The following is a 20,027-nucleotide window of genomic DNA, read 5'->3' as shown; positions in this document are numbered from 1 at the left end:
CCGGGACGCGTCGAGTCAGGTCAGTGTTGCGCGTTGCCGTCCCCGTGGTGGTGCCCGTTGCCGTTGTTCCCGTTGTTGTGTCCGGGCTTGTCGTGCTGCGGGCGCTTCAGGCCGGTCAGGTCCACCCGTGCGACGCTGTTGCGGTCGGCCACCGTGTTGCCGAAGGCGAACTGCGGCCAGAAGCCCAGGATCTCCTGGCGGCTGCGCTCGCTCCACTCGCGCGCCAGGTCGCTGCGCGACTTGTAGAAGTTCAGCGCGTAGCCCTCCGTGTGCAGGCGCAGGATCGAGAAGCCGCCCGGGTACTCCTTGGCCGCCGCGACCTCCTGGTGCGTGACGCGCGGCGCGGTCGGGCTGACCGAGCGGTGGTTGCGGTGGGTGTGGCCGGCGTGGTGCAGGAACACCCCGGGAGTCTGCGAGTACCAGTCGAGGACCGACGCGGCCTGGGTGGCGTCCAGGGCATTGCCCGAGCTGGCCGGGAAGGCCGACTGCTCCACCATCAGCGGGTGGTGGCCGAACACCAGCGTCGGCTGCTCCCGGTGCGCCTTGAGATCGGCCCGGAACCAGTCCAGCTGGGTCGGTGACATGCCGCCCGCGTCCCCGCCGCCACCGGCCTTGTCGTAGGTGTCCAGCCCGATGACGTGCAGGCCGGACAGGTCCCGGGAGAAGTAGGTCAGCTCGTTGCCCGGGAAGTAGGCGTCGTGGAAGCAGTCGTTGCCCTGCCACTGCCCGACGCGGCAGGAGGCGTACGCGTCCCCGATGTGCGCGCGGTCGTGGTTGCCACGGGCGACGAAGTAGTCGTCGCGGTACTTGCCGAAGCCGTTGAGCAGCTGACCGGCGCGGCTCAGGTCGGTCGGTACGGCCTCCGCCGAGATGTCACCCGCGGCCAGTAGGTAGGTCGGGTCGAACCGGGCGACGTCCCGCACCAGCGATTCGAGCATGACCTCGGGGTACGGCGGCAGGCCCGGCACCTGGGAGATGCCGATGTACTGCGGCTGTCCGCCGACCAGCCCGGCCTGGGTCTCGCCCATGTGCAGGTCGTTGCACAGCACCACGGAGAACAGGTAGCTGCCACGCGGCGGCTGCGGGGTGGTGAAGGAGTAGGGGCCGCCGCCGGTGTCGAGCCCGTAGGTCGAGGTGCCGACCGCGTTGCCGGTGATGAGAGTGAACGGCGTGGCGGCGGCGGTCTTACCGTTGGACCAGGCCTGATAGTAATAGGTCTGACCGGGCTCGAGATGGTCCAGCTCCACGTAGTGGTAGGGCGTGTGGTTCGAGATCCCGTGGGCGACCTTGTTCAGCTTCGACGGGTGGGTGCCGTAGCGCACCTCGCCGTCGGCCGGGGCGGGGATCATCCGGCCCAGCCCGTCATCGGTGCCGGTCTGGCCCGTGTACCAGGTGATGACCGCGTGGTCCTCGGCGAGCGTGACCAGTTCCAGGTTTACCGCGGTCACGTCGGTCGTGCCGGACCCGGTGCTGGCGTTGGCGCGGCCGGGGTCGAGCATCGTCAACGGCGCGGCGGCGGCGGTCGCGTAGGCCGTCCAGCGCAGGAAGTCTCGGCGGGTGAAGTCACATCCAGGCATGGGCGGACGTTATTCGCGCGGGTTGAATGCGTCACCGGTGCGAGCATGCATATACATGTCCACTAGGGAAACGGCACCCGCGCCGGGTGGCGGGTGCCGTTTGGTGGACCCGTGCCCGGTCGTTCGATCGGGCACGGGTCCGCGAGGTCAGCGCCTCGGTAGGGTCACTTGGTGGAGACCGAGCAGTACGAGTCGAACGTGTCGCTGTCGGCGGTCAGCTTGTCCTTCTCCTGCTGCGTCGGGCCCCTGCCGGCCTTGACGTCGGCGACCAGGGCGCTGTAGTCGGCGGCGAGGTCCTTGTCCGCGGCTCGCACCTTGTCGTCCTTGGCCTGGCTGGCCGCGTCGTTCAGCCCGTCGACCATCTTCAGTACCCCGGCCTCGAAGGTGTCCGGGTCGCTGGACGATACCGCGTCCTGATTGTCGAAGATCGCGGACTTGCCGACGGTGCACCCGGGGTCCACCAGGGTCTTCACCCTGGTAGCGACCGCGATGGTGCTCGAGACGCCGACACCCGTGAGAACCAACGAGATGACCAGGCCCGCGATGGCCAGGCCCTTGCCCTTCTGGCGGCTACGGCCGACCTTGACCATCGCGACGATGCTCAGGATGAGGCCGAGCGGCGCCACGAGGAAGGCGAGGACGAAACCCGCGATGGCCAGACCATTCGTGCCCTGCGGCACCGTCATGCCCGGCGCGAGGGGTGGAGCGGGAGGGAGGGGCATGCCCGGCGGGATGGGCGCGCCAGGGGGGAACGACGCGTTCGGGGAGAACGGTGCGCCCGGGGGGAACGGTGCGTTCGGCGGGACGGGTGCGCCCGGAGGGAACGGTGCGCCCGGGGGGAACGGTGCGCCCGGGGGAATGGGCATGCCCGGTGCGGGCATGCCCGGCGTGCCGAGTTCGGCCGGAGCCGGCGGGGGAACCCAGCCGGCCGGGGGAGCGGGCTCGGCAGGCATCGGGTTGTGCGGGTCGCTCGACATTCTCTTTGCTGTCCATTTCGGGGGTATGGGAATTTATGCGTTCGGCACAGTACGCGAGCGATTACGGCACCCCCGCGAGGGGATGCCCCACCCCGGGTGACCTCCCCGAACTGATTCACCACGGGTCAGTAATTACGTCCAGAGTGGACATAGGTGATTTAGCCCGGCCTATCAGTCGACGCGCGGATCAACGGCGCGGATCCCGCCGACCGTCCACAGAGGAAGCGGCGCCCGCCGTTCACGTTCGGCGAGGAGGTCAGCCGCGGCAGCGGACCGTACCGGCTCCCGGTGGCGCGACATCGACCCGCGCCGGGCCGACGGGTGTCGATCCGGCGAACGCGCCCCGTCGCGCGGACGCGCGGACGCGCGAGGAGATTTCGGCGCGGCTCGATGGGCCGGAGGCGGCTGGTAGCGGCATCATGAGGGGATGACGGTACCTCGGGTCCAGGGCGGGCGGCTGGCCGCGCTGCGCCAGATGCGAGGCGACCCGTTGGGGTTCTTCACCAGGGCCCGGCGGGAGTGCGGCGTGATCGCCCGGCTGCCGGTGCCCGGCCGGCTCTACCTGGTCAGCGACCCGGACGCCATCCACCGGGGGCTGACCGCCACGGGCCGCGACTACGCCAAGGGACAGGGCCGCTCCAGGGACCCGGACCGCGCCGGCTTCCAGCCGCTGCAGCGCATCCTCGGCCAGGGGCTGCTGACCAGCGCCGGCCCGCTGTGGCGTCGCCAGCGCCGGCTCATCCAGCCGATGTTCCACCACGCGCGCATCGCGCAGTACTGCGAGGTGTTCGCCGACCTCGCCGAGCGCACCGGCGCGGGGTGGCGCGACGGCGAGGTGCGCGACGTACATGCCGACATGACCGAGCTGACCCTCGCGATCGTCGCGCGCACCGTCTTCGACATCGACCTCGATGCCGCCATCGTGGCGCAGATCCAGCAGTGGCTGGGCGCCAACATGGCCACCGCCCGGCGGGGCGCCAACCTGCCGCTGATGCGCTACCTCGACCTGCTGCCGCTGCCGTCCACCCGGCGCTGGAACGCCGACCGCCGCGCGCTCGACGCGATGATCCATGAGCTGATCGCCAACCGCAGGGCCGCCGCCGGGTCGGGAAACGACCTGCTCGGGCTGCTACTCGAGGCCAGGGACGCGGATACCGGCGAGGCGATGCCGGACGGCCAGGTCCGGGACGAGGCGGTGACCCTGCTGCTGGCCGGGCACGAGACCACCGCCAACGCGCTGGCCTGGAGCCTGCACCTGCTGGGTACGCACCCGCCCGCGCAGGAGCGGCTGCGCGCCGAACTCGACGAGGTGCTCGCCGGCCGGCGGCCCGGGGCGGCCGACCTGCCCCGGCTGCCGTACGCCACGGCCGTGCTCCGCGAGGCGATGCGCCTGTACCCGCCCGCCTGGGTGGTCGCCCGCCGGTTGCTCACCGCCCAGGAGGTCTGCGGGCACCGGCTGCGGGCCGGCTCCGTGCTCGTGTTCAGTTCCTGGGTGATGCACCGCGACGCGCGGTGGTGGCCGGAGCCGGAGCGCTTCCGGCCGGAGCGCTGGCTCGAAGGGCCCTCCGGCCGGCCGCGCTACGCCTACTTCCCGTTCGGCGGTGGCCCCCGCCAGTGCATCGGCAACGCCTTCGCCGAGGCGGAGGGGGCGCTGGCCCTGGCCACGCTGTGCCGGCACTGGCGCTTCACGCCCGCGTCGGACGCGCCGGTGTCGCCCCAACCGTTGGTGACCCTGCGCCCCCGGTCCGGCGTACCGATGACGGTCCACTCGGTGAACGCCCGGCGGGCGACCGACGGCGGCCAGGCGTCCGGCGGCTGATCCCGATCCGGGCCCGTCCAAGGGCTCCCCGTCAGGGCCGCCACGGCCCTCCGCCACGGCCCCCGGGCCGGCCGGGGCGGGGGATGGACCCCCGGTGGGCCGGCCGCGGCGTGGCAGACTCTGGGTCGCCGCCATCACGGCGGCGGTCACCTCGCGGTCGGCCGGTGCGCCGACCGCCCGGGTACCCACCGGGGCACCCGCCGGGCCTTCGGCACCGTCCGAGGCGGCACTCCCGCCGGTGGAGCGCAAACACCCATCTTCGAACGTACGTGAAGCATCGTCAGGGAAACGTCATGATCCGTGCGTGGGGCGTGGTTATTTCGTCTGTGAACCTTGGCAACCGCCCTGACCGCTTCCAGCATTGGTCTCGTGAGTCCCGGAGATGGCAGAAAGCCCCGACACGCAAGGGGCCCGGCGCGGGCACGCGTGCCCGGAAGCCGGGAAGTGTCGGGTCTGGAGGAAGACGTGACCTTGGTGGATGTGCTCCCGTCGCTGCGAACATCGCTGCCGCAGCGGCTCGAGCCGGATCTGTGGCCCTACACCGCTCGGCGGGTAGGGCCAGAGCTGTACGTGGGCGAGGTGTCGCTGAGCGCCCTCGCCCAGCGGTATGGCACCCCGTGTTACGTATTGGACGAAAAGGACGTGCGGCGGCGCTGCGGCGAGTACCGCGCCGCCTTCGGTGAGGGTGCGGTGTCCTATGCCGCGCGAGCCTTCACCAGCGGCCGCCTGGTGCGGTGGATGGCCGAGGAGGGCCTGGGCCTGAGCGTGTGCTCGGCGGGCGAGTTGGCGGTGGCGCGCGGGGTCGGGTTCCCGGCCGAGCGCCTGACGATGCACGGTGACGCGAAGACGCCGGTGGACCTGCGGGCGGCGACGGAGTGCCGCGTCGGCCGGGTGGTGGTGACGTCCCTGCAGGAGATCTCCCGGCTGGCGACCGAGGGGCGCGGCCGGCGGCAGAAGGTGCTGCTGCGGGTGCTGCTCGGCCCGGCCATGCCCGGCGCGACCGGGCTGCCCGCCGCCCCCGACGAGGAGCGGTTCGGCCTGTCCGCCGGTACCGAGGAACTCGACGAGGCGGTGCGGCGGGTGACCGCGCAGCCGGGCCTGGAGCTGGTCGGCCTGGACTACTTCCTGGGTTCCCAGGCGGCCCGCTTCGGCGGCTACGAGCAGGCGCTGCGCCGCATGCTGGCGGTGATGGCCGACCTGTCGCACCGGTTCGGGTGCACGCTGTCCGAGCTGAACCTGGGCGGCGGGTTCGCCGTGCCGTACCGGTACGGCGAGGACGGGTTCGCGGTCGAGGCGTTCGCCTCCCGCTGGCCGGGCGTCGTGCGGGTGGAGTGCGAGCGGCTCGGCATCCCGATGCCCCGGCTGACCGCGACGCCGGGCCGGGCCCTCGTCGCCCGCGCGGGCGTGGCGCTGTACCGGGTGCTGGGCATCAGGCACGACACGGCAGGGCACCAACTGGTCGCGGTCGACGGCGGGCTGTCCGACAACCCCCGGCCGGCGCTGTACGGGGCGCGGTACACGCCCGCCCTGATCGGCCGGTACCCGACCGTCGCGGACCGACCGACCACAGTCGTGGGGCGGCACGGCGAATCCGGCGACGTGATCGCCCGTGACGTGCCGCTGCCGGGGGACCTGCACCCCGGGGACCTGCTGGCGGTCGCCGACTGCGGCGCGTACCACCACTCGATGGCGTCGAACTACAACCTGGTGACGCGGCCGCCGGTGGTGTCCGTGCGGGACGGGCAGACCCGGGTCATGATCCGTCGCGAAACGATCGACGACCTGCTGGCCCGGGACCCGGACCTCGCCGCGGTGCGCATCGCCGGCGAGGCCCAGGGCCGGCCGATGGGCCGGCGGGCGGAGCGGCGCTCGGAGCGGTCGATGGACCGCGCGATTATCCCCGCTGTGCCACGTAGCAACGCCGGGCGGGTCCGCCCGGTGAAGCGCCTGGCCAGCTGACCGGCGCGCGGCCCCGGGCGGTCGGATCGACCGGCCCGGGGCCCGCCAGCGGGTTGGCGGTCCCGCGAGGGCGCGAAAGTTTGTGTTCAGGGAGTGCGGCCGGAGCCGATCTGTGGCGCGGGCGAGCACTCCCCACGTTTGTCCGGGGATGCGGCCGGAGCCGGTGAGCCGTCACCGCTCTCGCAGGGCGTCACCGCTCTCGCAGGGCGGAATTCATTCGAAGAACGGCGGGTACATCGCGTAGGTGGACCACCACGAGTCGAGCTGGAACACGTGCTCGATGAGCTTGCGGCCGGTGGGGGTGAGCCGGAACCGCACCCGTTCGTCGTCGATCGTGTCCCAACTGCCGCCGGCCGGCTCCTGGGCGACCGCCCGATGTGCGGCCAGCGCGCGCAGCGCGGCGATGGCCAGCCGGCGTGGCGATCCCGTGGCCCGGCGCAGGCCGGTCAGGCTGTGTGGCTGATCGTCGAGGACGGCCAGGATCTCGGACACGTAGGGCTCGCGGATGAGCGACAGCAGGGCCTCGCCCGGCTCATCCGCCCGGGGCGTTCCGCCGCCGCGTTGTGGTGGTTGTTCGGCAACCATGAGGCATCCAATTCCTAGCTCGCGACGAGCCCGTCCGCGTCCAGGGCCATGCCGGTCAGCCGGGCGGACAGGCGCCACAGGCGGTCCACGGAGCCCTGATCGTGAACGAGGGCGGCCGGTATCGCGGGCACCTGGCCCTCGTAGTACCCGCCGTTGCGGACGCCGTTGCGGGCGTCGCACAGGCGCAGCACCGCCTCGGCGCCCCGGTCCACCGGAGCGCCGTACCTCCCGTAGACGCTGCACATGGTGCCGGTGGCCACGACGCCGGGGTGCACGCTGACCGCGCTGACGGTGCCGGTGTCGTCGCCGCGTCGGACCGCCAGCGCCTGCGACAGCATGGTGAGCGCCAGCTTGGACTGCGCGTACGCCGCGACCGGGGCGTAGCGGGTGGTTCGGTCCATGTCGCTCCAGCTCAGGTGGGCGCCGCGGTGCGTCGCCGAGGACAGGTTCACCACCCGTCCGTGCGAGGCGCCGGACAGCGGCTCCCACAGCAGCCTGGTGAGCAGGTAGTGGGCCAGGTAATTGACCTGGAAGGTCAGCTCGTGCCCGTCGGCGGTGATGTGCCGGCGGACACCGCCGACGGTGGCCGCGTTGTTCACCAGCAGGTCGAGCCGCCCGTGCTCGGCGGCGACCCGCCCGGCCAGCGCCCGCACCTCGTCGAGCCGGCTGAAGTCGGCGACGACGGTGTGCAGCGCCAGCGGGTCGGCGCCCTCGTCGAGCAGGGCGGTCACCGCCCGGGCTCCCTCCTCGGAGGTGCGGGCATGCACGATCACCGTCGCGCCCGAGGCGGTCAGCGCCTGGGCGATCCGGAAGCCGATCCCGTGGGTGGCGCCGGTGATCAGGGCCACCTGGTCGGTGTGTTCGGTGCTGAGCATGTTCAGTCCACGAGGAATCGGGTGGCGCCAGGCGACCGGGTCGCCGGCCGGGCATCGGTGCCGTGGTCGCGGACCGGGCAGGCGGGGCCTGTCATGGACCAAGTGAACGAGGTGGCGGGCGGGCGCACAACCCCGCGCGGGCAATCGCTATACGGATTTTATGTGCCGACTGGTGCCTGCCGCCCGCCGCGACAGGGCGGCCGCGGCGAGGCGGGTCGACGCGCGTGCGGGCGCGGCGTCAAGACAGCGGGCGCGGCGTCAAGACGGCGTCAGAATTCTGGGCCGGGGCGTGGTTATCGTGTCAACGTACCTTGGCGGGTGGATCGCCGGGGTATCAGCATGGCGAGGTGACTCCTGGAACTGGCGGGAAATCCGCCGTCCACCGGGGGCGACGACACAGCGAGGACGACGAGGCGCGGCTGCTGCGGACGGTGCTCCCGGTGCGTTCGGGCCCGGCGACCTCGGGCCCGGCGACCACGGCGGGGAACGGGCGGGTGCTCGCCCCGGCGATCGAGGCGCTGGTGTGCGTGCGGACCGCCGACACCACCGACCCCGAGCAGTTCGCCGCGTACCTTCGCACCGAGCTCGCGGTGGCCGAGGTGTGGCGGGTCGCGGCCGACATCGACGCCGTCGTGCGGCTGTCCTGTGCCAGCCTGGCCGACCTGAACGCGGTGGTCGCGCGGATGCGCCACCGGGGCGGGGCCGCGCACACCGTGACGTATCTCGTGCTGCCTTCGGGCGGCGACTCCCGGTGAGCCCGTCAGCCGGCGGGCAACGGGACCGCGGCGCCGCCGCACCGTAGGGGTGACGGTGCGGCGGCGCAGCGCGTGGTGGTCCCGCGGGCCGGAGGCCAACGGGGCGCTCGGCCCGGGGCGGTGAGGCTCAACTCAGGGCGGTGAACCAGTCGAGGACCTGGGGGACGGCGAGGATGCCCGACCCGCTGTGATCGACCGGCCCGACGTCGATCAGCGGCGCGTTGACACCCCGGGTGCGCAACTGGGCCTGGCACACCTCGGAGTTGGCGATCGTCACGTCACGGTCGCCGTCGGCCGCGTACAGGCGCACCGGCACGCGCGGCTGCCACTGGCAGGTACCGTCGTCGGCGCGGATCGCCCGCAGCAGCCCGCCGCGCGGCTGGCGCAGCCGGCGCAGGTACTCCGGCGTGAGCAGTTCGGTCGGGGTGGCGGGCAGGTTCGCGGCGATGGTCTCCTCGTCGTGGTACCCGTCGAACAGTCCCTCGACCGTCGCGTCGTACGGCGCCAGGAACACCTCCGACGGCCGGTCGTACAGGTGGTGGAGCCGGTTCATCGCCACGGTCCAGTACGCGATGTAGAACGTGCCGTGGGCCGGATCGATCTGGCCGGGGCCGTCCCCGGGGTGGTCGAGCAGCGCCGGCAGCTCCGTGTTCCGCAGGTCGTAGGGGCCGCTGATCGGCGCGAGCGCGACGAGCCGCCAGCCGGGGGACTGGCCGTCCTGCAGCGCGCGCCCGACCGCCATGGTGGCCTGGCCCCCCTGCGACAGGCCGGTGACCCGGACCGACCGGTCGAGGTCGCGCCCCTGCGCGGCCGCCAGGGTCGCCGCCGCGCGCAGCAGGTCGAGGCTGGCACTGACCTCGGTCGCGACGTCCAGGTACGGATGGTCGCCGGGCCCGGTACCCAGGCCGAGGTAGTCGGGCGCGACCCCGGCGTACCCGGCGGCGGCGAACAGCTCGGTCACCTCCCGGTCCCCGTTGCCGGCGGTGATGGATCCGACCCCGTTCCGGTCGGGCCTGGTGCCGTGCCCCCACATGATGGACGGTAGGCGGCGCGGCCCCCCGTCCGGAAGGACGGCCAGTCCGCTGGCGGTTGTCGGCCGGCCGTCGGGGTCGATGGTGCGGTACGTCAGGCGGTACGCGGTCACCCCGTACCGCACGTGGCTGGTGTCGATCGGCACCGAGGCGAGGATCGCGACGAGTTCGGGCACGGACAGGTGCTCGAGCGGGGTGACGGACAGCAGCGTGCCCCGAGTGGCCTCGGTGGCCGGGCCGGCGACCCCGATCGCCGCGGCGCCGGCGCGCGCGGCGTTGCCGGGCCCCGCGGCGTTGCCCTGGCTCGCGGCGTTGGCGGGGCTCGCGGCGTTGGCGGGGCTCGCGGCGTTGGCGGGGCTCGCGGCCGACGCCGGGGACGGTGCCGGGATCAGTGTGGCGGTCAGTGTGGCGGTCAGTGCGCCGGTGAGCAGCAGGGCGGTGGCGGCGGTGAGCGCCCGCGTGCGGTGCGTGCGGTCGGATCCGCCGAGGAGCCGCGTGCCGGTCCGGAGGACAGCGGTGCGCCCGGCTGCGGCGGCATCCGTGTGGTCGATATCCATGGATCGATGGTGTGGCCGCCGGGGGCGGGAATCGATCCGGCGGGCATCAGCATGGGGGGTGGGGTCTGCCCCCGAATGGGCGCCGGTCGGACAGCCGCGACCCGGCCCGACTCGCCTACGCCCGGTCGGATGGCGCCGGTCGGATGGCGAGGGTCGGATGGCGCCGGTCGGACAGCCGGAAACTGGACAGTGACGTCCGTTTGGTCGCGAACGCCCCCGGGAACGGAGAAACTGCCGTCAGGTACGCGCCGGGGAGGAGCAGACGCCATGCGGATCAGTGAGCGGCGGATAACGCTCGGGTGGCTGGTGAGCGCCGCGCTGGTCGCGGCCCTGGCCGGCTGCTCGTCCCGGACCGGTACCGCCCCGGCCGGATCGGCACAGCCCGGCTCGGCGCCGCCGGTGGCGTCGACCTCCGGCTCGTCGACGTCCGGGCCGCACGGGTCCGCGCCGGCGGGCGGTACCGGGGCCGGTGCGCGCCCGCCCGGCGGCCCGGTACCGGCCGGGTTCCTCGCCCGGGACTTCACCTTCGTCAGCCCGGATCAGGGCTGGTTGCTGGGTACCGCGCCGTGCTCGTCGGCGCCGTGCACCTCGATCGTGCGGACCACCGATGGCGGCCGGAGCTGGGTGGGAATCCCGGCCCCGCGCGCCGACCTCGAGTTCAACGGGCAGAACGGCTGCGACGCGGATCAGGCGTGCGTACGCGGCCTGCGGTTCGCCGACACCCGCACCGGCTACGCGTACGGCTCCACGGGGCTGTACCTGACCCGGGACGGTGGGGCCACCTGGTCCCGGCAGCCGGGGCAGGCCGACGCCGTCGAGGTGGGTGACGGCACCGCGCTACGGGTCGGTCACGGCACCGAGGGCTGCCCGCCGGGCTGCGGGTACCAGGTGTCCACCGCGCCGGTGGGCGGCACCCAGTGGCAGACGGTCAGCCTGCCCGGCACGCTGACCGGCAACGCGGTGCAGTTGCTGCGGGTCGGGCACCGCGCGTTCCTGGCGGTGTACCGCAACACCGCCGGTGGCGCCGAGGACGCCCACAGCACCCTGGTCACCTCCGCCGACGACGGCGGCCACTGGACCCTGCACTCCGACCCGTGCGGCAGCCAGGGCGGCCAGGAGGCGGACACCACGCAACTGGCCGCCGGACCGGACGGTTCGCTGACCGTGCTGTGCCGGGTGCGCCAGACCGGCGTCGGATTCGTGGCCACGTCCACCGACGGCGGCGCCAGCTTCGGGCCGGCGCACCGGTTCCCGGACGGGCCGGTCCAGGCGGTCGGTGCCGCGAGCGCGACGGTGCTGCTGGTGTCGTCCGGCGGAAACGCCTACCGCAGCACCGACTCCGGCGTCTCGTGGACCCAGGTGGCCCGGGCGCCGTTCCCGTCCGAAGGGGAGGTCCAGCCGGGCGTGTTCGGGTTCCAGAACGCCGGCACGGGCCGGTGGGTGCCCGGCGGGGCGCAGGTGCTCACCACGACCGACGGCGGGCGGACCTGGACGACCGCCACCTTCGGGGGTTCGTGAGCGGAACCCGCGCCCCGGGTCTCAATCGATCCGGACCAGCTTCTGCAGGCTGGGGAAGTGCGCGGGTGCGTCCTGACCCGGGAACAGCTGCGGCCACGCGGTCGCGCCCACCTGGGCCACGTAGATGTCACCGTGCGAGTCCACCGCGATGCCGTGCGGTGAGAGGAACTGGCCCGGTTCCAGCCCGGCCGAGGGCGAGATGCACAACCGGGTGATGAGCCGCCCATGTTCGTCCACAATGGATAGGCGTGGGCCGAGGTTGTGCGCGCCCCGGTTGAAGCGCATCACCGGCCCGATCTCGCCTATCAGCCACGCCTTTGGCTCGCCCGGCAGCGGCACGATGGAACTCGGCCGGTGCAGGTTGCGCCACTCCGTGACGAACATGCCGGCGTCGTCGAAGATCTGCACCCGGTGGTTCTCGCGGTCCGCGACGTAGACCATGCCGTCGGCGTCGCAGTGCAGCGCGTGCGGCAGATTGAACTCGCCGGGTCCGGCGCCGCAGTCGCCGAAGGACCAGCGCAGCTCGCCGTCGGGGGAGTAGCGGTGCACGCGGGCGTTCTGGTAGCCGTCCGAGACCCAGATGTCGCCATCGGGCGCGAGCGCGGTGTGGGTACAGCGCCGGAACGGCCGGCCGCTCATGAAGGGCGCCGGGTTGCCGGCGTCGCCGATCTGGAGCAGCACCCGGCCGTCCGCGGTGCACCTGCGGACCGTGTGGTCGCCGTCGTCGGTGAGGTAGAGCAGATCGTCCGGGGTGATGTGGACGCCGTGCGGGTGGGTGAAGACGTCACCGCCCCAGGAGCCGTGGAAGGCGCCGTCGCGGTCGAACACCGCCACCGGGTTCGGGCCGCGGCTGAACACGTACACCCGGTCCCGGCTGTCCACCCCGACGCCGGGCACGTCGCCGAGCGTCCAGCCCTCGGGCAGTTGAGCCCACTGCGTCTCGACCCGGTACCGGAACTGTCCGCTGCCCAGAATCACCATCAGTGGCTCCTCGCCTCGTGCGTGAAGCGCACGATGCGCTCCATCGCGGTCACCGCCGCCGGGGTGCTCACGTCCCTGGTGAGGAAGCCGTGCGGCGCGTCCTCGTAGCGCAGCACCTCGGCGGCGCCGCCGGCCTCGCGGTACGCGGCGCCGAACCGGTCGGCCATGTCCGGCGTCAGGTTGTTGTCCACCACTCCCTGGATGACCAGCGCGGGTGGGAGGGTGGCCGCCTCGCCCGAGGCCAGGATGCGCATCGGGTTGCCCTCGGTCATGGTGGCCTCGTCGCCCCAGTACGCGACGTGGCTGTCGATGAGCTTCTGCCTGTGCTCCGCCTGCACCATCTGCCATCGGGTCACCGGGTCGAGCACGGCGTAGCACAGGATGAGGAACGCGAGCCGCGCCTGCGGCGAGCCGCCGGGCGTCCGCGGTTCCAGGGGCAGCCGCGCGTACCGGTCGTCCTCGGGGCGCAGCACGGCCAGGGTGAGCTGGTGGCCGCCGCTGGAGAAGCCGATGCCGCCGATCCGGGCGGGGTCGATCCGGTACCGCTCGGCGTGCGCGCGCAGCCACCGGATGGCGAGGTGGACGTCCGCGACGGGCTCGGGGTAGCCGGCCACCGGCGGCATGCGGAAGTCCACCGACATGACCACGGCGCCGGTGCCGGCCAGGGCCCGGTTGGCCGGCTCGTTGTTGAACCGGTCGCCCGAGGTCCAGGCGCCGCCGTGCACGCTGAGGACGGCGGGGAAGGGGCCCTCGCCCAGCGGAACGTACATCCGGGCCAGGAGCGCGCCGGTGTCGTGGCGCAGGAACTCGACGTCCCGCTCCTCGACCTCGTACCCGCCGGGCGCTCCGGCCGACCACGATGTTTGCATACTGTAGTATTGCATACTGCCGACCGAGCCTCGCCCACCCTGGCGCGGGGTCGCGGCCGGGCGTGCAAGATCCGCATACTGCTCGGCATGATCGTTGGAGGCAGCGAAGTGGTGGAAGCAGTAGGCAAGCCCGACGTCGCGTTCGTCATGGCCGGCACCCGTGGCCTGGGACTGGCCTCGGCGGTGGCGCTCGCCGAGCGGGGACATCCGGTCGCGGTCTGCGCCCGGACGCCGGAGGCCGTGCGCAGCGCCGTGGCCCTGCTGGAGCGGCACGGACCCGCCTTCGGCGTGGTCGCCGACGTCAGCGACGCGGCCGCGCTGGCCGACGCCGTGGCGGCGGTGCGGGACCGGCTCGGACCCGTCGGTGTCCTGGTCGCCAACGCCGGCGGGCCGCCGGCCGGCGACTTCTTCAGCGTGACGCCCGAGCACTGGGACGTGGCGTACCAGCTGACGCTGATGAGCGTGGTGCGGGCGGTGCGGGCGGTGGTGCCCGAGATGCGCGCCGCCGGTCGCGGCCGGATAGTCGTCATCGGCTCGTCCAGCGTCCGCCGGCCGATCCCGGGCATCCTGCTGTCCAACGTCTTCCGGCCGGCCCTCGACGGGCTGGTCAAGGACCTCGCCGTGACGCTGGCCCCGATGGGCATCACCGTCAACATGGTCAACGCTGGCCGGATCGACACCGACCGCGTGCGCGAGCTGGACGCCGGCGCGGCGAAGCGGCAGGGCGTGAGCCCCGAGGAGATCCGGCGCGGCTCCGAGGCGACCATCCCGATGGGGCGCTACGGCAGCCCGGAGGAGCTGGGCTCGTGCGTGGCCTACCTGGCCTCGCCCGCCGCGTCCTACATCACCGGGCAGTCCATCCTGGTCGACGGCGGGCTGGTGCCGACGCTGCCGTAGCCGCGGCGCGCGCGAAGCGCGTGGCGGCCCGTTCCCCGATATCCGTCCTGCGAAAGGGCACCCATGCGCTTTGCGACCCTGATGGTGGACGGCGTCCAGCAGGCCGCCCTCGGTGTGGCCGGCGGCCGGTGGGCGCCGCTGTGCCGGCTGGCGGACGGGCTCGCCGGGGACCTGCTCGGGCTCATCGAGCGGGTCCCCGACCCCGGATTCCTCGCCGACCTGGCGCGTCGGGCGGCCCAGATGCCCGACAGTGAGCTGATCGGCGCGGACGCCGCCGTCTACCGGCCGCCGTACCGCCGGCCCCGGAAGATCTGGGGCATCGGCCTGAACTACCGCGAGCACGCCGCCGACCTCGACGCGCCGCACCCCGATCAGCCCGCCTCGTTCCTGAAGGCCGAGCACACCATCGTCGGCCCCGGCGACGACATCGTGCTTCCGCCGCAGAGCCGGCGGGTGACTGCCGAGGCCGAGGTCGGCATCGTCATCGGCCGGACCGCGCGCGACGTGCCGGAACGGGAGGCGCTCGACCACGTGTTCGGCGTCTGCGCGATCCTCGACCAGACCGCCGAGGACATCCTCGCCGAGAACCCGAGGTATCTGACCCGGTCGAAGAACTTCCCGACGTTCTTCTCCTTCGGCCCCGAGGTGGTCACCCTCGACGAGTTGGCCGGGTACGGTCCGGACCTGGAACGGCTGAACATCGCGACCGTGGTCAACGGCACCACGGTCCGCGCCAACACCGTGGCGAACATGACGCACGGCCTGCGCCGGCTGATCAGCTTCCACAGCGCGATGATGCCGCTGTTCCCCGGCGACATCATCTCCACCGGCACACCGGGCGCCGGGGTCATCCGCCCCGGCGATGTGGCCGAGGCCAGGATCGGCGCGATGCTGGTGCTGACCAACCCGGTCACCGGCCCCGCCGCCGGGGCGACCCGAGCCCACCGAGAAGGAGCCAGACCATGACGCTGTCCCGCCACGCCCGGGGCGTCTACGCCATCGCGCCCACGCCGTTCGCCGCCGACGGCGCGCTGGACCTGGAGTCGGTGGACCGGATGGTGGATTTCTACGCGGCGGCGGGCGTGGACGGCCTGACCGTCCTGGGCCAGCTGGGCGAGGCCCCGAAGCTGGACCACGCCGAGGCGCTGGCGGTGGTGCGCCGGGTGGTGGACCGGGCGGCGTTCCCGGTCGTGGTCGGCGTCTCCGCCCCCGGGTTCGCGGCCATGCGGTCGCTGTCGGTCGCCGCGATGGACCTCGGCGCCGCCGGCGTGATGATCGCGCCGCCCTCGTCGCTGCGCACCGACGACCAGATAGTGAACTACTACGCCGGTGCCGCGGCCGCGATCGGCGCGGACACTCCGTTCGTCATCCAGGACTACCCGCTGACGTTCACGGTCGTGATGACCCCCGAGGTGATCCGGCGGATCGCCACCGACAACCCGAACTGCGTGATGCTCAAGCACGAGGACTGGCCGGGCCTGGAGAAGATCTCGGCGCTGCGCGCCTTCGAAGAGCGTGAGGCGATGCCGCGGCTGTCCGTACTGTGCGGCAACGGCGGGCTGTTCCTCGACTTCGAGACCGAGCGCGGCGCCGACGGCGCGATGACGGGGTACTGCTTCCCCGAGATGCTCGTCGACGTCGTGAAGGCGTCGGCGGCCGGGCGGCGGGACGAGGCGCACGACCTGTTCGACGCGCACCTGCCGCTGCTGCGGTACGAGCAGCAGCCCGGAATCGGGCTCGCGGTGCGCAAGTACGTGTTGGCCCGGCGCGGGGTGCTGGCCACCGACACGCAACGGACCCCCGCCGCCCGACTGTCGAGCGCCGCGATCGCGGAGGTGGACTACCTGCTGGACCGGCTGGCCCGCCACGACGCCCGGGCGAAGGTCAGCTCGTAGCGCTAAGCACGTTTGTTCACCCGTCGCGTCGCCGCACGGGGCGCGGGCCATCGCGTGGGCCTGGGAGGCGCGTACCCGCTTGCAGGCCGAGTACGTCAGCCAGCGACAGTTCCAGGTGTTCCACGAGCGGCTGCGGCTGGCCGAGGACTGCCTGCAGGACGTGGCCCGGCGGGATCCGGGCGCCGCCGCGGTGCGGGCCTCTGAAACTGCCCGCCCGGGTCAGGGGCGATCGAGCAGGGCCACCTCGGCCGGGTCGGCCAGCCGCTGGCGGATCCGGTAGTGCATCTTCTTTCCCGTCGCGGTGCGCGGCAGTTCGTCGACGAAGCGGTACCGGCGGGGGCGCTTGAAGTCGGCGAGCATGGGGTGGGCCAGGCAGTGCTTGTCGCACTCAGCGGCCGTCAGGCCGGCGCCCGCGGGCACCACGTACGCGACGACGACCTCGCCCCACCGCTCGTCGGTCAGCCCGACGACTATCGAGTCGGCCACCAGCGGGTGCTCGTTGAGCACCTCCTCGACCTGTACCGGGTGCACGTTCTCGCCGCCGGAGATGATCATGTCGTCCTTGCGGCCGACGATCGTCACGTACTCCTGCGCGTCCCAGGTCGCCAGGTCGCCGCTGTAGAGCCAGCCGTCCTTGAACCGGGCGGCCTGCTCCCCGGCCGCGTTGACGTAGGAGTAGCCCGACTTCACCGACCGCATGATGACCTCGCCGGTCTCCGTGCCGTCCTTCGCGACCGTGTCGGCCGGGTCGGCGAGCCGGTCCTCGTACACGCGCACCACCGCGACGTCGTCGTCGGTGCACGCCCGCCCGGCGCTGCCGGCGTGCTCCGGCAGGTCGGCGGGGCGCAGGAAGGTGTTCCAGAACGCCTCCGTCGTGCCGTACCCGTTGAAGATGCGCGGGGTCAGCACGCTCTGGTACCGCAGGCACGCCGAGCGCTCCAGCGGGGCGCCCATCGTGACGATGCCGCGCAGGCTGGACAGATCACGGCCGGCGTGCTCCTGGGCGGCGGTGAGCATGGCGAGGTTGGTGGGCGCGCCGATCAGGAACGTCAGCCCGTGCTCGGCGACCATGTCCAGGCAGCGCTCGGCGTCGAAGCCGCGCATCGTCACCGCGGCCGCGCCCGCGTAGAACACGGCGTTCGGGCCGCCGGGGGAGATGCCGCCCCGGTGGAACCAGGGCGTCATGTTCAGCGTCTTGTCCTGCGGCTCCAGCGGGAAGTGCATGATCACGTCGTGCGCGGTGAGCACCTCGGCGAGGCTGGGCAGCGAGACGCCCTTGGGCATGCCCGTGGTGCCGGAGGTGTAGAGGCGCACCGTCTCGTCCCAGGTGGTCGCGCCCTGGTACGGCTCGGGCCGCGAACCGGCCGAAAGCAGCGCGCCGAACGGCGTGGCATCCGCCGCGACGCCGATGCCGACGCCGCCGCCGGTGCCGGCGGCCGGGTCGGCCGGCACCACGACCACCGCGTCGGGCCGGTGCCCGGCCAGCGTGAGCGCCTCACCGGCCATCGCGGCCAGCGACTCGTCGTAGACGTAGACCCGGGGCAGGCTGTCGTTCAGGACGTGCGCCGTCTCGCCGGGGGAGAACCGGAAGTTGATCGGGGAGGCGATCGCGCCCAGGTGCTGCGCGGCGAGGTAGAGCAGGGCGAACTCATACCCGTTGAACAGCTGGAAGGTCACTACGTCACCGGGCCGCACGCCGCGGGCGGCCAGCCCCTCGGCCGCCCGAGCGACATCCGCGCCGAGTTCGGCGTAGGTCCAGCCCCGGCCGTGCTGCGTGTCGTACAGCGCCAGGCGCTCGGCGTAGCGGTGGGTGTTGCGCCAGAACCCGCCCAGGAACGTCAAATGGCGCTCGAACACGTCGCGGAACGCGGTCGGGTCGTACCGGTAACTCATTGGTCCTCCTGGCGGTGAACGCCCAGTGGCTGCGCTGCTGTCAGGTGCGGCGGTCGGCCGCGCTCAGTCGATGGCCGAGAACACGGCGACGCAGTTCTGGCCGCCGAACCCGAAGGCGTTCGTGGTCGCGACCCGCACCGGCAGGCGGCGCGCCGTGTTCGGCACGTAGTCCAGGTCGCACTCGGGGTCCGGGTGCCGCAGGTTGATGGTGGGGGGAACGATACCGTCGCGGATCGCCAGCGCGCAGACCATCGCGCCCAGCGCCCCGGCCGCGCCGATCAGGTGGCCGACCATCGACTTGGGGCTGCTGATGGCGACGTCCTCGGCGGACCGGCCGAACACCGACCGGATGGCCATGGTCTCGGTGCGGTCGTTGGCCTTCGTACCCGTGCCGTGCGCGCAGACGTAGTCGATCTGCGCAGGCTTGATCGCCGCGTTGTCCAGCGCCTTGGCGATGGCCGCCGACGCGAAGGCGCCCTGCGGCTCGGGCGCGCTGACGTGGAACGCGTCGGAGGTCAGCGCCCCGCCCAGCAGCGCGGCGTAGCCCCGCGCGCCCCGGCGGGCCGCGTGGGCGGCGGATTCCAGGACCACGACCACGGCGCCCTCGCCGAACACGAAGCCATCCCGCTCGGCGTCGAAGGGCCGGCTCGCGCCGGTCGGATCGTCGTTGTTCTTGGACAGCGCGCCCATCGACGCGAGCCCCGCGAACATCACCGGTGTGATCGCCGCGTCGGTCCCGCCGCAGAGCACCACGTCCGCCTCGCCGGACAGGATCAGCCGGCGCGCCTCGACCAGGGCGTAGATGCCGCTGGCGCAGGCCAGGGCGCTCGCGGTGACCGGTCCGTGCGCTCCGAGGTCGATCGCCACCTCGCAGGCCGGCATGTTGGTCAGCGACGAGGAGACGAAGTACGGGTTGAGCCGGGCCCCGTCCCCGCTCACCAGCTGGCGGGTGGCCCGCTCGACCGTGTCGAAGCCGGCGACCGCGGCGTTGATCACGACGCCGACACGGTCGGGCGCGGCCTCGCCCGGACCGTCGCCGAGCGTCAGGCGGGCGTCGGCGACGGCCTCCCGCGCCGCGGCTATGGCCAGCTGGGTGAAGCGTGCCGAGCGGCGCAGCCGCTTGCCCTGCACCACGGTGGCCGGGTCGAAGTCCTTGACCTCGGCGGCGATGCGCGTCGGCGAGTCCGACGCGTCGAAGGCGGTGATCTCCCGCACGCCGGAGCGACCGGCCAGAAGGGACTGCCAGGTGCTCTCGCGGTCGTTGCCCACCGGGGTGAGCGCCCCGATCCCGGTGATGACTATCTGGTCACTCACCGCTGGCATCCCAAATGATCACGTTTCGCCTACCTCAGTTGATGTTGAGCCTCCCTTCAGGTTACTACCGCGTACTATCGCTGGGCCCTCGGCACCACCCCTGATCTGGCCGGCTTTTGCGCGTCGGGCGACGCTCGGGGCGCGGGGTGGGGCGCCGCGACCGGCTCCGCCGGTGTGGGTCGCCGGGGCCGCGAAGCGTGCCGGCTCACCGGCAAACCGCGTTCCGATCGCTATTTATGCAGGTCACAGGGTGTTTGGTGGGTTCGCCAAGGAGCCGGTAACGACCGTAGCGTCGGCGCCGTGGCCGAGCGGATCCAGGGGAGCTTCAGCACTCCCGACGGCCTGTGGCGGGTGGAGGCGATCCGGGACCGGGGCAGGCACTGGTACCGGCTGTGGCATGTGAACCGGATTTATCAGGACCAGCTGGTGATCGGGACCGTCGAGTACTTCCTGACGCGCAACGGGGTGGACTGGGCCGACCTGGTCGAGGACTGAGCACGCCGACCCCGCACCGACCGGCGGAGC

Annotated in this window: 17 protein-coding genes; 8 read left to right on the top strand and 9 right to left on the bottom strand. The window is 72.9% G+C overall.

Annotated elements, in window-relative coordinates; translation table 11 throughout:
- Positions 1-20: 20 nt before the first annotated feature.
- Together ABEA87_RS36295 and ABEA87_RS36290 are read right to left on the bottom strand one after the other, a co-directional pair.
- Entirely contained in the window at positions 21-1,577 is a 1,557-nt protein-coding gene (locus ABEA87_RS36295; protein WP_345637583.1) for a purple acid phosphatase family protein, read from the bottom strand.
- A gap of 164 nt (positions 1,578-1,741) precedes the next feature.
- Positions 1,742-2,299 carry a DUF4190 domain-containing protein gene (locus ABEA87_RS36290; RefSeq protein WP_345637581.1) on the bottom strand — a complete coding sequence of 186 codons (558 nt, stop codon included), beginning with the start codon at positions 2,297-2,299 and terminating at the stop codon, positions 1,742-1,744.
- Between the two features lie 682 nt (positions 2,300-2,981).
- Between ABEA87_RS36290 and ABEA87_RS36285 the strand changes: the two genes are divergently transcribed.
- Together ABEA87_RS36285 and lysA are read left to right on the top strand one after the other, a co-directional pair.
- Positions 2,982-4,373 carry a cytochrome P450 gene (locus ABEA87_RS36285; protein WP_345637580.1) on the top strand — a complete coding sequence of 464 codons (1,392 nt, stop codon included), beginning with the start codon at positions 2,982-2,984 and terminating at the stop codon, positions 4,371-4,373.
- 465 nt (positions 4,374-4,838) lie between these two features.
- Complete coding sequence (lysA, locus tag ABEA87_RS36280; protein WP_345637578.1) at positions 4,839-6,332, top strand: diaminopimelate decarboxylase; 1,494 nt, start codon at positions 4,839-4,841, stop codon at positions 6,330-6,332.
- Between the two features lie 213 nt (positions 6,333-6,545).
- Here the strand turns inward: lysA and ABEA87_RS36275 are convergent, their stop codons facing one another.
- Both ABEA87_RS36275 and ABEA87_RS36270 read right to left on the bottom strand, forming a co-directional pair.
- Positions 6,546-6,917, bottom strand: coding sequence for a hypothetical protein (locus tag ABEA87_RS36275; protein ID WP_345637576.1), 372 nt, complete (start codon positions 6,915-6,917; stop codon positions 6,546-6,548).
- 14 nt (positions 6,918-6,931) lie between these two features.
- Positions 6,932-7,792: an SDR family NAD(P)-dependent oxidoreductase gene (locus ABEA87_RS36270; protein ID WP_345637574.1), complete on the bottom strand. Its 861-nt coding sequence runs from the start codon at positions 7,790-7,792 to the stop codon at positions 6,932-6,934.
- A 347-nt stretch (positions 7,793-8,139) separates the two neighbouring features.
- Between ABEA87_RS36270 and ABEA87_RS36265 the strand changes: the two genes are divergently transcribed.
- Entirely contained in the window at positions 8,140-8,547 is a 408-nt protein-coding gene (locus ABEA87_RS36265) for an Lrp/AsnC ligand binding domain-containing protein (RefSeq protein WP_345637572.1), read from the top strand.
- Between the two features lie 127 nt (positions 8,548-8,674).
- On the opposite strand, the gene ABEA87_RS36260 is transcribed toward ABEA87_RS36265, so the two are convergent.
- Positions 8,675-10,135 (bottom strand): alpha/beta hydrolase, encoded by a 1,461-nt coding sequence (locus tag ABEA87_RS36260; protein WP_345637570.1) that lies wholly within the window; start codon positions 10,133-10,135, stop codon positions 8,675-8,677.
- Between the two features lie 267 nt (positions 10,136-10,402).
- Here ABEA87_RS36260 and ABEA87_RS36255 point away from each other — a divergent pair, with 267 nt between their 5' ends.
- The gene (locus ABEA87_RS36255) at positions 10,403-11,653 is read left to right on the top strand and encodes a hypothetical protein (protein WP_345637568.1); all 1,251 of its coding nucleotides are present in this window, start codon (positions 10,403-10,405) and stop codon (positions 11,651-11,653) included.
- A 21-nt stretch (positions 11,654-11,674) separates the two neighbouring features.
- On the opposite strand, the gene ABEA87_RS36250 is transcribed toward ABEA87_RS36255, so the two are convergent.
- Together ABEA87_RS36250 and ABEA87_RS36245 are read right to left on the bottom strand one after the other, a co-directional pair.
- A complete protein-coding gene (locus ABEA87_RS36250) occupies positions 11,675-12,634 on the bottom strand; it encodes a peptidyl-alpha-hydroxyglycine alpha-amidating lyase family protein (RefSeq protein ID WP_345637566.1) in 960 nt (319 codons plus the stop codon).
- Complete coding sequence (locus ABEA87_RS36245) at positions 12,634-13,503, bottom strand: alpha/beta hydrolase (RefSeq protein ID WP_345637564.1); 870 nt, start codon at positions 13,501-13,503, stop codon at positions 12,634-12,636. Before ABEA87_RS36245 ends, ABEA87_RS36250 begins: the two co-directional genes overlap by 1 nt.
- Before the next feature lie 108 nt (positions 13,504-13,611).
- On the opposite strand from ABEA87_RS36245, the gene ABEA87_RS36240 reads away from it, so the two are divergent.
- From ABEA87_RS36240 to ABEA87_RS36230, 3 genes are all read left to right on the top strand, one after another.
- Entirely contained in the window at positions 13,612-14,400 is a 789-nt protein-coding gene (locus ABEA87_RS36240; RefSeq protein ID WP_345637562.1) for an SDR family oxidoreductase, read from the top strand.
- 63 nt (positions 14,401-14,463) lie between these two features.
- Positions 14,464-15,366: a fumarylacetoacetate hydrolase family protein gene (locus ABEA87_RS36235; protein ID WP_345637560.1), complete on the top strand. Its 903-nt coding sequence runs from the start codon at positions 14,464-14,466 to the stop codon at positions 15,364-15,366.
- Positions 15,363-16,295 (top strand): dihydrodipicolinate synthase family protein, encoded by a 933-nt coding sequence (locus ABEA87_RS36230; protein ID WP_345637559.1) that lies wholly within the window; start codon positions 15,363-15,365, stop codon positions 16,293-16,295. Before ABEA87_RS36235 ends, ABEA87_RS36230 begins: the two co-directional genes overlap by 4 nt.
- Before the next feature lie 219 nt (positions 16,296-16,514).
- On the opposite strand, the gene ABEA87_RS36225 is transcribed toward ABEA87_RS36230, so the two are convergent.
- Positions 16,515-18,188 carry a class I adenylate-forming enzyme family protein gene (locus tag ABEA87_RS36225; RefSeq protein WP_345637557.1) on the bottom strand — a complete coding sequence of 558 codons (1,674 nt, stop codon included), beginning with the start codon at positions 18,186-18,188 and terminating at the stop codon, positions 16,515-16,517.
- Positions 18,189-18,251: 63 nt separating this feature from the next.
- Complete coding sequence (gene fabF / locus ABEA87_RS36220; RefSeq protein WP_345637555.1) at positions 18,252-19,502, bottom strand: beta-ketoacyl-ACP synthase II; 1,251 nt, start codon at positions 19,500-19,502, stop codon at positions 18,252-18,254.
- Positions 19,503-19,802: 300 nt separating this feature from the next.
- Here fabF and ABEA87_RS36215 point away from each other — a divergent pair, with 300 nt between their 5' ends.
- Positions 19,803-19,997, top strand: a complete 195-nt coding sequence (locus ABEA87_RS36215) for a hypothetical protein (RefSeq protein ID WP_345637553.1) — start codon at positions 19,803-19,805, stop codon at positions 19,995-19,997.
- Positions 19,998-20,027: the final 30 nt, after the last annotated feature.

Source organism: Rugosimonospora acidiphila, from assembly GCF_039543385.1.
Classification (GTDB): Bacteria; Actinomycetota; Actinomycetes; order Mycobacteriales; family Micromonosporaceae; genus Rugosimonospora; species Rugosimonospora acidiphila.
The sequence above is the reverse complement of the archived record's forward strand: the minus strand, read 5'-3'. Positions and strand labels throughout refer to the sequence as shown.

Bases quoted from the DNA above. Each gene is read 5' to 3' on its own strand.
- ABEA87_RS36290 (WP_345637581.1), bottom strand. From the start codon at position 2,299: ATGCCCCTCCCTCCCGCTCCACCCCTCGCGCCGGGCATGACGGTGCCG.
- ABEA87_RS36235 (WP_345637560.1), top strand. From the start codon at position 14,464: ATGCGCTTTGCGACCCTGATGGTGGACGGCGTCCAGCAGGCCGCCCTC.
- ABEA87_RS36245 (WP_345637564.1), bottom strand. From the start codon at position 13,503: ATGCAAACATCGTGGTCGGCCGGAGCGCCCGGCGGGTACGAGGTCGAG.
- ABEA87_RS36250 (WP_345637566.1), bottom strand. From the start codon at position 12,634: ATGGTGATTCTGGGCAGCGGACAGTTCCGGTACCGGGTCGAGACGCAG.
- ABEA87_RS36255 (WP_345637568.1), top strand. From the start codon at position 10,403: ATGCGGATCAGTGAGCGGCGGATAACGCTCGGGTGGCTGGTGAGCGCC.
- ABEA87_RS36225 (WP_345637557.1), bottom strand. From the start codon at position 18,188: ATGAGTTACCGGTACGACCCGACCGCGTTCCGCGACGTGTTCGAGCGC.
- ABEA87_RS36260 (WP_345637570.1), bottom strand. From the start codon at position 10,135: ATGGATATCGACCACACGGATGCCGCCGCAGCCGGGCGCACCGCTGTC.
- ABEA87_RS36285 (WP_345637580.1), top strand. From the start codon at position 2,982: ATGACGGTACCTCGGGTCCAGGGCGGGCGGCTGGCCGCGCTGCGCCAG.
- ABEA87_RS36270 (WP_345637574.1), bottom strand. From the start codon at position 7,792: ATGCTCAGCACCGAACACACCGACCAGGTGGCCCTGATCACCGGCGCC.
- ABEA87_RS36230 (WP_345637559.1), top strand. From the start codon at position 15,363: ATGACGCTGTCCCGCCACGCCCGGGGCGTCTACGCCATCGCGCCCACG.
- ABEA87_RS36295 (WP_345637583.1), bottom strand. From the start codon at position 1,577: ATGCCTGGATGTGACTTCACCCGCCGAGACTTCCTGCGCTGGACGGCC.
- ABEA87_RS36275 (WP_345637576.1), bottom strand. From the start codon at position 6,917: ATGGTTGCCGAACAACCACCACAACGCGGCGGCGGAACGCCCCGGGCG.